Origin of the sequence: Fastidiosipila sanguinis (genome assembly GCF_002998295.1) — a bacterium.
Lineage (GTDB): Bacteria > Bacillota > Clostridia > Saccharofermentanales > Fastidiosipilaceae > Fastidiosipila > Fastidiosipila sanguinis.
This window is the reverse complement of sequence record NZ_CP027226.1, coordinates 435,182-448,254: the sequence shown is the minus strand read 5'-3', so window position 1 is coordinate 448,254 and position 13,073 is coordinate 435,182. Positions and strand designations below refer to the sequence as shown.

Here is a 13,073-nt window from a genome sequence, read left to right as displayed (position 1 = left end):
TCACCTCTCCTCTTACTATTTATATTGTTCTAAGAATCTTAAATCAGTGCTATGGAACAATCTAACATCATCAATACCGTATCTCATCATAACTAATCTATCCAAACCGATGTTAATGTAGAAACCTGACCACTCTTCTGGGTCAAGGCCTGCTGCTCGTAATACGTTGGGATGAGGTACACCACCAGGCATAACTTCTAACCAACCAACTTGGTTACATACTGAACATCCCTTACCAACACAAACTTGACACTGCATATCAATTTCAAATCCTGGTTCAACAAATGGGAAATATCCAGCTCTCATTCTAACTGGCACATGATGTCCAAATACTTTTTCTAATATAGTTTCAATTAATAATTTACCTGAGGCAAAGGAGAAGTCTTTATCAACAATTAAAGCTTCATATTGGAAGAAAGCTCTCTCGTGTCTAGCATCTGTGGTCTCATTTCTGAACACCTGTCCAGGATATACAAATCTTGCAGGAGCACCATTCGCTTGTAAATAACGCACTGAAGCTCCAGTTAAGTGAGGTCTTAAGCATAAACGTTTACTGGCCTTCTCATAATCTTCTGTACTCAATTCTTCTAAAGTAGCACCTGGTTTAAGCCAATAAGTATCCATTGACTCTCTAGCTGGGTGTTCTTTAGGGAAATTCAAGTTATCAAAGGCATATTGCTCGCTTGTTATATCATCCTCAGAAAACAACTCAAAATTCAGAGATAAGAAGGCATCATTTAAGTCATATGCCATCTGTGTGATTGGGTGCAAACTTGCTGCCTGTATTTGAGATCCTGGAAGAGATACGTCAAAATCCGTATCTATATATGAACTATTTTCCAAAATCTCAACTTCCTTAGAATCTAAACTTGCTTGAATACTATTCTTAACTTCATTTCCTAATTTACCAAGTAAAGGACGTTCTTCTGCAGAAGCTTTACCAATAGATTTTAAAATTACACTTAATGTTCCTTTTTTGCCAAGAAATTTCTGTTTAAGCTCTTGCAACTTAGAATTAGTCTGAGCTTCATTAATTGCTGCAACTGCTTCTTTCAGTAAAGTTTCAAGTTCTTGTTGTAACATCAATTATCCCCTCTTTTCCTGATTACTTTTATTAATTAAAATTGTCTTTTAGATATTATATCCCAACATTGTATAATCTTTTGATTTTTTTACAAAAAGAAAGTGCCCCTTTTTACGGAGCACTTCCATTAGTTTTTATTTTCAAATTAAGTTATTCTTAATCTTCTAGCTTTCTACGTACTACAATTATTACACTAGCTAAGCTTAAGGCTATTAAAGCTAGAGGTATATAGTAGGTAATAGCACCAGTTTTTGCTGGAGTAGACTTAGACTCAGACTTAGCTTTGCTTGTTGCTTCTGTAGCCATGCTTGAACTTGCTGTAGTATTCTCTGACTCAAGTTTCTCTGCTGCAAATATAAACTTAGAGAAACCATCTGTTTCAAATACAACTTGTCTACCATTGATCTTAACATATAGATTTTCGCTAGTGCCATCTGATTTAATATGTGTCAAACTTAACTTCTCGTTCTTATCAATATCGAATCCTATTGTTATTTCAAGACTAATCTTAGATTTTGGTTGAACAGAATTTCCATTTTTGTCTAGCAGTTTAATTTCGAAAACTTCTTTTTTATCAGAAGACTCTAGTTTTTCTGCCCATAATGTGTAACCTGTATGTTTACCCTCATCACTTATGATATTAATATCTTTGAATGGTGAGTTTGGATCTAATTTTAGGGGCTCTGAATTAGCTTCATTGTCCTCTGGTTGTTCAGTCTCTGGATCTTGTGGCGCTTCTGGTTCCTGTGGAACTTCTGGTTCTTTTGGTTCCTCTGGTTCTTGTTCACCAGGTTCTTCACTTGGGTTTTCTGGTTCTTCCTGACCTGGATTTTCACCAGGCTCTTGCTCTCCAGGTTCTTGTTCACCTGGTACCTCTGGATCAGGAGTCATCTCTTTAAATTTAAGACCTTTTAGCGCTTCGTTAAGTTCTGTTGTTGCTTTTTCTACTTGTTCTTGGGTCAAACCCTCTAACTCATTTAACATCTTAGCTTCAGCTAATTTATTCTTGAATTCAATTAGATTTTCATCTTCTTCAACATTTTCAAGATTTACATCTTCAGCTTCTGCTATAGCTTTTTGTAAATCTGCTTTACTTACTTCACTTACATCTGTTTCGGTCTTTTCAACTAGACTGTTTATAGCTTTTTGCAAATCTGCTTCTGCTTGATCTACCTTTTCTTGTGAAGCATATTTTTCATTTAATACTTCTTTAGCTTTTAATTCTACAGCTTTTAGATTTTCAATAGATTCTTCAGTTTTATCATTTAGGTCTATAGTGTCTAACATGGCCACTAGATAATTCAACTTATCTTTGTTTGCTTCTGGCTTTTCTACCAAGGCATCTATAGCTTTTTGTAGCTTATCTTGAATGTTGCTTACTTGACCTTTATTTGCCTCTTCATCAGCGAAAATCATCTCTGCTTCTTTAACAACTGCTAACAACTCTGATTTTGTCTCATCTGTCCATTTAATATCTTCTGACTCAGCCTTTGCAGTTTTAATCAATTCTTCTAACGCTGATTTATCTACTGTGTTGTCACGCTGTCCTAGTAAACGTATTTCAGATAAAGCCAGTGATCTATAATATCCTGTACCTGCTACTTCAGTGACTTTCAGTTTCCAAATATTCTTTTCGTAGGCTTGACCAAAGATATTTGTAATTTCTTTAAGTTGACTTGAATCAGAGAAGCTAAATACCTTTTCCCAGTTATCGTCATTCTCTAGATATTCAGAATTTGATAAATTAGCTGTATCTGGATTAGTTTCCTTTAAGACATACAATTCTCCAGCTTTAGCATTCATATCCTTTAGCATATATGCATCAGCTTTTGTAGCATTCCAAATCTCAAGTTTTTGAACTTTGGCACCATCACCTAGATCAAATGCAACCCAGAATGGACTCTCTTCTATATCTCTAGCACCTACGGTAAATATACCATCACCAAAACCATTTAATTTATTATCAAATAGGTTAGGTACCAGCTCTTTATAATCTCTAATCATTGAAGAAGTTCCTAATACTTTTGCATTTTCAGCTAAGTTGATCATGATTTCTTTTTCAGCACCAACCACATACTTAAGCTCATGTGCAACTTTATTATTCTCATCAAAGTATACTACTCTATAAGTTTCCTCTTCTTCATTGTTTATGATTGAAGAACCGGAATCTCTTGTATCTGAGAAGATTTGATTATCATGAGTAATTATTCGAGCATTATAATTTGATATATCATACTTAAATTCTTCAAATGTATAATCATTTGCTACAAATTTAGTTCCATTAATGCTTTCTTCCTTGAAAGAATTAAACTCATTTTCATCTTTTACTACTCTACCAGTAGAAGTTTCTTGAGATTTAATGTATTTAAACACATCATTTGCTTCTGAGTCTTTTTCTACTTCAACATTTTTCTCTAAAATTGCTGAGTTAAAGAAAGATCTTGGTTTTTGATTATCAAATAATGTTAACAAGGATACATCTCCAGCGGAAGTGTTGTTCTTAACATGCTCTATTAATGTATCTAAAATCTCTCTATTTTTGCTTCCTTCATAGAAGTCTAATAAGTTGTTGCTTAAATTAAATTCTAATAATGAAGTCCATGCTTCAACTCCAGAGAACTCTAGAGTTTCAAGGTTCAATCCTGATAAATCTAGTTTTTCTAAAGAAGCAAGTCCACTTAATTTAAGTTTGCTAAATACTTTTTCATTTTTTGCTTCAGGAATTGCATTTGCTATATTATGAGGCAATAAATCTTTATTGATTTCTTTTACCTTACTTAAACCATTTAGGCTTAAGCTTTTTACATTTTGCATTAATTCCAAACCTTGGAGACTTTCAATTTCAGGGTTATTGATTTCTAAATCTCTATCATACAATCTGAATGTTCTTAGGTATGGACCTACCTTTGACTTAATCTCTTCAAGTAAATTTTTATCAGGAATATGTTTTTCAGTAAGTAAAGTATAATCCCCAGATTCTTCCATTAATTCTCTGAGCTTAGCACTATTTGAAAAATCACTTTTGACAATATTATTGTCTCCGTGAGCTACTCCATCTCTTTCGATAGCATATGAGAATACACCAGCTTTGACACCATTGTCAGGTTGCCATTTAACATGCTCTTGTACTGCTCTACTGTTTAAGAACTCTTCGCCAAAACCTGGTACATCAAACCATTGGTTGCCCTTTGGAGAATTTTCTTCATACCAAGAAAATCCTACTAAATATTGTTCAGGTCTAATATATGGCTTATATGTTTCCCAGAACTCATTGAAGTCTGCTTCTTTTTGTCCATATGATTGCATTAATACAAAATCAAAACAATCGCTTATTCTTGGGAATATTTTATTGACTCTCTCATAGTTTATTCTGTCCAACTGAGTAGCTTTCATAGTCGTATCAAGAATAAATAACTTATTATTTGCGTCTAAGATTTTCTTTAACTCTTTAATAATGCCAGTAGCATCATCTATATCTTTTTCGCTCAAAAGCTCTCTACCATCAGCACTTAAGGTATGATGTTTTTCATAGTCTATGTCTAATCCATCTACATTATGCTCAGCTACATATACATCATATATTTGCTGTGCACGCTTAGCATAAGTTGACGCATCTAAATCATAGTTTATAACATCACCAGTTTTGTCTCCCTTTAGCACCATTCCAAGATTTATTGTTCGGACAACCTTTTGTCCTTTAGCATTCATTGCAGGAACATAATCTTCTTTCAGCGCACGCCAAAACTCTGGAGTTTCCTCACCACCTGGGAAAACAAAGACTAAATTAACTTCTTTAGGAACATCTAACATCGAATTTGGTCTACTTGGATCATGAGCTTTGTCATGCCAGGATCTATAGTAACCACCATTGATAGGCAACTGTAAGCCTTTTACATTAGTCATACTCTCTGCACTCGAATTATCCATAGCGCTAACTGCAACATTAAAATTAAATAGTGCTGCTGATAAAACAAAAGCACACACGAATACAGAGGTTATGAGCCTCATAAAAATCTTTTTCCTCATTCAAATACCCTCTTTCTTTTATTGTTCTAACTTTAGTAGAAAGCTATATTTCTACACAAAGTTAAAATAATTAGAAACATTTATACCATAGTGCACAAAATAAAACAATAAGTATTTTTATACTTGTGCCATTATCCTAAAGATAAATATTATACCGCCAATTAATAGAAGACATTTATGCAAAAAAGAACCTGCCATAGAGGCAGGTTCTAAAAAATTAATTACTTAAATCTAAATTTATTTTGGAATAATTGGCAAGCTTGCTGCAGCAACACTTTGACCAACTCTTCTTAATTTCTCACTTGGTAACATAATATCCATTTTTTCTGCTAATTCAGGATATTCAGCTTTAATTACTTCTTGGCAAACTTCAAGAATTCTATCTCCACCTTTACCTGACACAACTCTTCCCATTAAGATAACATCTTCGATGTCATAGAAGTCTGAATAGTATGCTAAGGTGTAACCTAGATAGACACCAATACTTGTGAATACATCTTTGGCAGCTTCATTACCATCATTCATATATGCTTGAATAACTTTGAGTTTTTCTGCCAATGATAATGAAGGATCAACATCTAATCCAGCTCTCTCTGCCAATCTAATAGCAGCATCTTGTGAGAAATATTTACATCCCATACCATAGTCACCGGACCATTCATCTACCTCAGCTGTTTCTGCTGGTTGATAGTCTGCTGGAGCAAATGCCAATTCATTTAAATATCCAGTTAAATTCATGTCTGCATCTACATATCCAACTGCTTCACTTGTACCCATTGCTATTCCTAGAACTTTACCTTCCTCTAGACTCATAGCACCTGCCAAAGCTGAAACATCACCATCATTAGCTACCATAAATGGCTTACCAGGGGCGACTTCTTCACATGCTCTTATATAAATATCTTCGACAGTATCTGCATAGATTTCTTCTGGTACTTGTAAGAATAAAGAAGCTACTTTGGTTCTATCATTGATGTAAATACCTGCAGATGAAATACCGATACCATCTACTCTTGGCATTTTAGAAGCTGCTGTTCTTAGTGATTCTACAATACCATCATAGTGATATTGAGGGTCTGATTCTAACTTAGGGAACCAGATTACTTCCTCTGAGTAAATTGTTTCACCATCAATAACTGCTGATACTTTTCTATCTGAACCTCCAGCATCGAAACCAATACGACAACCGTGCAATTCATTGCTTGACTCTACTGGTACAAAATGAGCTTTTGGCATATCATCAAAGGCTTTAATAATAACTTCAAATTTTTCGCCATATACTCTTTGCATATAGTCAACGTCAAATGCTCTTTCGCCATTTTTGTTATATTGTTCTTTTATTTTATTAGCGATTTTTTCATTACCTGCTAGATAGATCTTATAACCACCTCTAGCCCAAATTAGTTGCTTAACTAACCTATTAATGTACATTACATCTGCATCAAAATGCTCTGCATCACCATAAATGAATGTATTCTCAACTTCTACCAATCCATCATTTCTCTCAATTGCTACTGAGAAATTTTCTTTTGCGCCAGACAAATAAGCATCATTCCAAACCTTCATTGGAATAAACTCTGGCTCTAATGGTGCCTTGAATTTGTAATCGAATTCAATTCCGTGTAAATTCATTTAAATACCTCCCAAAAGTTCTACCTTAATTACTATACATTAAAAGATATCAAATTTCTAAACTTTTGAAGCTAAACTTGAACTCCTTTAGCTTGTAAATTTAATTCTTTCACCTCTATTCTTAACAAGTACAAAGAAACGATTAAACAAACTAAATCAGATATTAACAAAACATACCAAACACCAGCAGCCCCAAAGATTGTTGGTATAACAAGAAGGAATAAAGCGATCAAAATGTAACCTCTTAATAAGTTAATATACATATCATATTTAGGCTTATGAACCGCTGTCATATATCCACCTATACAAACGTTAAATCCCAAAACAAGGAAACTTAATGAAAAAATCCTTAAAACTTTTGTTGAAAAATCAAAAAATTCTTGAGTATAGTCAGAAATAAATACATTAATAAAGAACCCCGGAGCAAGCTGAATTAAGCCGAAAAATATTATAGAAAAGAATCCTACTGTTATCATCATATAATTTCTTAATCTACTAATATTTGAATATTGTTTCGCTCCATAATGATATGCAAGTAATGGTTGACTTGCTTGATTAATTGCTAACATTGTATTAACCACAAAAGTCAAAATATAAGCAATAACAGAGAAACTTCCCAATCCATGCAATCCATATAAATCGCCTATCTTGTTGTTAAATAATAGAATAGTAAATCCTGTAGAGAATTCTGCTAAACTCGCAGGGAATCCATAAGAAAGAATTTTTCTAAACATTGAAAAATCCAATTCAAATCTACTAAATTTCAATCTAGATTTTTTAGATAAGAAGTGAATTAAATAGGCTATTGTTGGTAGAACTTGAGCTAAGCCTGTAGCAATAGCTGCACCAGAAATCCCCATATCCATCTTAAATATAAATACATAATCTAAAACAATATTTGTAAAAGCTGACCCCAGCATAAAAACAGTAGACAATTGTGGAAATCCGTCTGCTTTGATCATAACTTCAAACACATAGCTTATTATATAAAATGGGATAAACCCTATAATTATACTTATGTAGGATTTTAATAATGAGGCTACCTCTGCTTCAGCACCTAAGAATTCAATTAAACTATCAATAAACAAATATGAGGCAAGTGAAATAACAACTCCAATAAATAAAGCTGCAACAACAGTCATAGTAAAATACTCATTAGCTTTTTTCTTGTCTCCGCGTCCCAGGTAATAACTGATAATATTCAGGGAGCCCACAGATACAAGTATAGCAATAGCAAAACTCAAGGCTACATATGGCATGGCTAAATTTACAGCTGATAAACCCTTCTCGCCCACTCCTTGGCCAACGAAAATACCATCGACCATTGTATAGCTAGAAAACAAGGTCATAGTTGCAATTGTTGGTATTAGAAATTTTAAGTATTTTTTCAATAAATTTTCTTTCATTTTTGTTTTTTCCTATTTTTACACATAATGATAAAATTATTGTAAAGCTTGGAGTAGGTCCAAGGTCAAGAGGTGTTTTTAGGATGATGCAGAAAAATTATAAGATAGGTGAACTAGCCAAATTATTCAAGATATCTACCGATACACTTAGGTTTTATGAAAAAGAAGAATTACTTATTCCTAAGAGAGAGAGTAACGGTTACAGAATGTATTCAATTTTTGACATCTGGAAACTTAATGTAATCAACACTATGAAATCCTTGGGTGTAGAACTAAAAGACATTAAAGTTTTCTTAAATGATAGGTCCGTGCAAAACGAAAAAGAAATTTTGGAGTTAGAGCTTGATTATCTTGAGGATAAAATTAAACATCTTGAATACCAGAAAATTGAACTCACAAATCGTTTAAATTTACTAAATGACGCTACAAATAATACAACTTACAATGAAGTCCAGATTGAAGTCTTACAAAACAGGAAAATAATTTATCTAGATTATGAATTCACAAATGATAATGAAATTGATTTAGCCTTCTCTAGCTTGAGTCAGAGGTTCGATGATATTATCTATTTCTTCAATAGAGATTTCGGTATGATTTTACCCATAGAAAAAGTTTTAAGTGGAAAATATAATGAGTATCGTAGAGGTTTTCTTATTGTTGACGACAATATGGAAAAATATGATACAACTATAGATGCGGGCAAATACTTAATTTTTCGTCATAGAGGTCCTTACGAAAATATCGACACAGCATATAGTAAAATCTTAGCTTTTGCAAAATCAAATAATCTAGAATTGAGCTCTGAAGTTATAGAGCGTTATCTTATAGACAGAAATCAAACTTCCAGACCGGATGAATACCTTACTGAGATCCAAATTGCTATTCTCAATGAGTAAAATCAGTAACGCAAAAGTATCTAGATATTAATAAATAAAAGACCCAAAATTGGAACTATAGTTATAGTAATTAAGTTGATCAAATTATTATCCACAAAACTTAAACCTTTAACTGGCTTATCCTCTTCAATCATAGGGAAATCTTGCAATTCACCATCGGTTCCCAAGTACTTCTTCTGAAACAATAACCCTAGAATACTATCAATTATTGTACCCAGGCAGCCTAGAGTAAATGATATTAAAAATCCTTTGAAACCAAACTGAGAAATTGCTAGCAATGAGATTAATGCAGAGCCTAAGAAACCTGCAAATAGGCCTGGAATACTCACTCCACCAGATAAGCCTTTAGGCAAAGTTTTGCCATTTAAAATATTAAACACCCTAAACTCACTTAACTTACCCAGTTCTGAGGAAAAAGTATCTGCATTAGCTGCAGCAAATACTGCTATAGATAACAGGGTGTATTTAGGATCAGGGTCGAAATATGAAATCCAAGCTAATATTACTGCTGGTAGAGAGTTTGCAAAAACCTGTTTCCAATCCCTTGCATGGAACTTCATCATCTTTGTCTTATAATCTTTTTTATTATAATTATTAATTTTACTCACTATAGTCCCTAGAATGAAGAATAAAATTAAACTTATGTATACATTAATTCCTGAAAAAACAAATAAAGATTGAGCTACTAATATAGCTGCAATAGCGCCATTTAAACTAATAGATTCCTTTTGATATGCCAAATATAAAATCAATGCAGAAAATACTATTACGGCGACTTGCACCCAAGAAAAATGATGGATTAATAATCCTGCAAATATACCACTTCCAATTGGTAGAGAAATGTTATCAAATCCATTCTTACCAGAAATCTCAATGTACATCGCAAAAATTCCATTTAAAGCTGAAATTAACAAATTGATAAATATAATTTTCAAACTAAAAGTTGGATTGTTTATAGTGGCAACTATAAAAGTTATCAAGACTGCCGCTATTAAAACAACTAAACTTCCTTGAACTGTTTTACTTTTTTCAATTTTTAAGTAATTTCTACCATATTTTTCCCCAATAATTGCAGCTAACCCATCACCATATGCCATTATTAGAACTCCTACAATAGAAATAGTCCACATACCAGTGTAGTGTGCAATTATAGTAAGTATAAATAAACTTATAGCATAATAAACTGTACCATAACTTTTCTCATCTCCTTCTCTCTCCATTGAAGGTATTAAATTATATTGGACTGATAAGAAATTTATTATGATAAAAGAGAATGGTATCCCAGCTGCAACAAAGATATTTTCAAAAAATGGAGATATTAAAATCCAATTTCCAACAAATATGTGAATTATTTTTCTAGATATTTCTTCATTGTTATTTATTTTTTTGACTATTGCAGAAACTCCAATAACTGCAAAAACATAAACAAAAGATATTATTGCTAAGCTTGTATCGTTCATTAATTAATTCCTTAAATTTTTCCTACTATAGAAATTAAGAGCTAAGTCTATAACTTTTAATCTCGTTGTTAATATTTTTATAATTAAATATATCATAGACTACATTTAATCTCTTTTTAAATATCTTTGTTCTATAATTTCTATAAATTCTATGATTTTTATAATTCGAAAAACAATTTGGAATCAGCTTAATAACAAAACTAACTTAATTTTTATATTTCTTAAAAAGTGCTTCAGCTTCTTTCTCATCAAATGCTGGTCCTACCCAAGCAACCGGTTCTTTTATCTCTTTAGAATTTTGTCCATCTTTAATAGCGTAACTATAAATAATTACCTCTTCAAAATTTCTACTACAATGTATGAATCCGAAAAATAAATCGTCTAGAAAACCATCTCTTCGAGGCCTAAAAGTTGATATTATATGTTGCTCTTTATTATCTCCTCGCTGTAATGTAGTTCCTATTTGATATGCATATATTGGTGTTTCTATGAACTCACTCTGCAGTATCGAGCCTTCGTAGTGCCAGTAACTATCTTCATTAAAATTCTTTCCCGTAAAAAATTTATAAGTATCTCTGAATAAAGTACTCTTAACTTTTGCGTCTATGTAAATATAGTTCTTTTCATAAACTCCATTTTCATTTCTATACATTGCAGGAATAGTTTTCTTTACCTTGTGAGTATATGGGTAAAATAATAAAAACAAAAATACTATTAACGAAAATAGAACTAGAGAAATTTTCCTATTTCTTTTATTAGTTTTATCCAATCTTTCTTTATCTAAGTCTCTATAAAATTGTTGCTTATCTGAATCCATGGGACCTCCCTAGTAGAACTGTTAACAAAAGAACTTTAAACACATCAACTTGATTAACTTAATTTTACCATTTTTTTCCAAATTACAATAGTTTTTCTAAAATAGTTTTGGTTTAAAGTTCAGTTTACCAATCCATGCATAGATCCAGATCAAAATAAAAACTTCTGTGAGCAATCAGCGAATATGTCGTTTTAGATAACATGTTATATTAAAAAGAGTGACAAAATAGCCACTCTTTTGTTATTTTTTGAATCTTTTTCCATTTTGTCTCCAAGGGTGATCAGGTGCAGGTGTTGTTGGTTTTTGTTGCACTTTTATTTTGGGTGTTATATCTTTAGGTTGCACTGGTATAATTTCTGGAGTGAAAATTTTACCGTTGTACTTAGCTTGGATGCCAACTGTACTAACTTTGGAAATGGTGACGGTACTAGGTTGGTATCCATTTTTATTTTCCTTGTAAATTTTGCTTGGTATTTGGTAGATTTTACCTTCATAGCGGAAGGCAAAAGTATTATCAACTTTGCGTTCTTCTTGCACAGCGAAGTCAAATAAAAGTTTGGATTTAGGGATTTTGCGTTGCCATGCTAACTCTTTAGAAATTGCTTCACGAGAAAATTTTTTGTTATAACTATCAATAAATTTAGCTAAGTATCTATTAGCATCTTTAATATTAGTTATATTTTTTCTCTTCAAATCTTTCTTTAATCTATCGTGTAGAGTACGCCATAATCTCTCTATTTTACCTTTTGCTTGGGGACTTTTAGCTATGTGTATAAAAATGTTATTTTGGATTGCAGCTCGTTCAAAATTAGTTTGTGTAGCTAATTTACCAGCTAATTCTTCTTCAATAGTTAGCTTCTTGTTGTTAGTAAATATTGTCCTTCCGTCAGCATAAATTTCTAGTGGTAGACCATATTTCTTGTTCACTTGCAACATTAGCTGTACATAACCTTCTAAGCATTCTTCTTTCTCAAAATGTAACCCTACAACCATTCCTGTAGCATCATCTATAGCACCGTGTAGAGCCCATTTTTTGTTACTTGTAGCTAGCCATGGTTCAATTGTTGCATCTACTTGGATTAACTCTCCAAAACGAGTTCTAGGAGCCCTTCTCTTATGTATTTTAGGCTTTTTAATGGTTATGCTTGAAAGCCTTCCAATATCTTTGCATATTCTTTCTATGGTGCTTCTAGAAAAATCTATATTAAATTCTTCCGCTAAAACATCCCTTAAATGAGCGTAATTAAGATCTTTTAACTCGTTTAAAGATAACTCTATAATTTTTAATTTAATATCTTCAGGAATTTTATTATGAGGGGTTATGTTTTTATTCCCATGCAATAAGGTTTTAGAATTGCCAGTTTCGCTTACCTTTCTAATTAAACGTTGAACTTGGCGCACTGAGATGTTTAGGAGAGAAGCAACATCTCTAGTAGATCTTTTACCTTCAATACAATCATTAATAAGTAAAATTCTGCGATATTCTTTATCCGTTAATTCTTCCATAAGTTATAGTTCTACTATAACTTGTTACATAAAGCGACATTTTCGCTGATTAGTTAGGTGCGACATATTCGCTGATTTCTCACAATCAAAATAAAAACTTCTTGACATGTGGGCAGAAAATTACTAATATATCTTGGTACTCAAAACAAGCGTACCTATATGGTCCTTTAGCTCAGTTGGTAGAGCAGCAGACTCTTAATCTGTGGGCCCAGGGTTCGAGCCCCTGAAGGACCACCAGAATTCCCT

Annotated in this window: 8 protein-coding genes and 1 tRNA gene; 2 read left to right on the top strand and 7 right to left on the bottom strand. The window is 32.6% G+C overall.

Going from position 1 to position 13,073, the window contains the following annotated elements; genetic code table 11:
• Positions 1-15: 15 nt before the first annotated feature.
• From pheS to C5Q98_RS01840, 4 genes are all read right to left on the bottom strand, one after another.
• The gene (gene pheS / locus C5Q98_RS01855; RefSeq protein WP_106012037.1) at positions 16-1,083 is read right to left on the bottom strand and encodes a phenylalanine--tRNA ligase subunit alpha; all 1,068 of its coding nucleotides are present in this window, start codon (positions 1,081-1,083) and stop codon (positions 16-18) included.
• 157 nt (positions 1,084-1,240) lie between these two features.
• Positions 1,241-5,110 (bottom strand): EndoS/ChiA family endoglycosidase, encoded by a 3,870-nt coding sequence (locus C5Q98_RS01850; RefSeq protein WP_106012036.1) that lies wholly within the window; start codon positions 5,108-5,110, stop codon positions 1,241-1,243.
• 237 nt (positions 5,111-5,347) lie between these two features.
• A complete protein-coding gene (locus C5Q98_RS01845; protein ID WP_106012035.1) occupies positions 5,348-6,742 on the bottom strand; it encodes an ROK family protein in 1,395 nt (464 codons plus the stop codon).
• 71 nt (positions 6,743-6,813) lie between these two features.
• Positions 6,814-8,148: an MATE family efflux transporter gene (locus C5Q98_RS01840; RefSeq protein ID WP_106012034.1), complete on the bottom strand. Its 1,335-nt coding sequence runs from the start codon at positions 8,146-8,148 to the stop codon at positions 6,814-6,816.
• An 86-nt stretch (positions 8,149-8,234) separates the two neighbouring features.
• Here C5Q98_RS01840 and C5Q98_RS01835 point away from each other — a divergent pair, with 86 nt between their 5' ends.
• On the top strand, positions 8,235-9,044 hold the full coding sequence (locus C5Q98_RS01835) for a MerR family transcriptional regulator (protein ID WP_158695674.1): 810 nt from the start codon (positions 8,235-8,237) through the stop codon (positions 9,042-9,044).
• 20 nt (positions 9,045-9,064) lie between these two features.
• Here the strand turns inward: C5Q98_RS01835 and C5Q98_RS01830 are convergent, their stop codons facing one another.
• From C5Q98_RS01830 to C5Q98_RS01820, 3 genes are all read right to left on the bottom strand, one after another.
• Positions 9,065-10,504 (bottom strand): DUF92 domain-containing protein, encoded by a 1,440-nt coding sequence (locus C5Q98_RS01830; RefSeq protein ID WP_106012032.1) that lies wholly within the window; start codon positions 10,502-10,504, stop codon positions 9,065-9,067.
• A 205-nt stretch (positions 10,505-10,709) separates the two neighbouring features.
• Entirely contained in the window at positions 10,710-11,321 is a 612-nt protein-coding gene (locus C5Q98_RS01825; protein WP_106012031.1) for a hypothetical protein, read from the bottom strand.
• A gap of 240 nt (positions 11,322-11,561) precedes the next feature.
• A complete protein-coding gene (locus C5Q98_RS01820; RefSeq protein ID WP_106012030.1) occupies positions 11,562-12,827 on the bottom strand; it encodes an ISNCY family transposase in 1,266 nt (421 codons plus the stop codon).
• Positions 12,828-12,988: 161 nt separating this feature from the next.
• Here C5Q98_RS01820 and C5Q98_RS01815 point away from each other — a divergent pair.
• Positions 12,989-13,064, top strand: a tRNA-Lys gene (locus C5Q98_RS01815).
• The last annotated feature ends 9 nt before the right edge of the window (positions 13,065-13,073 follow it).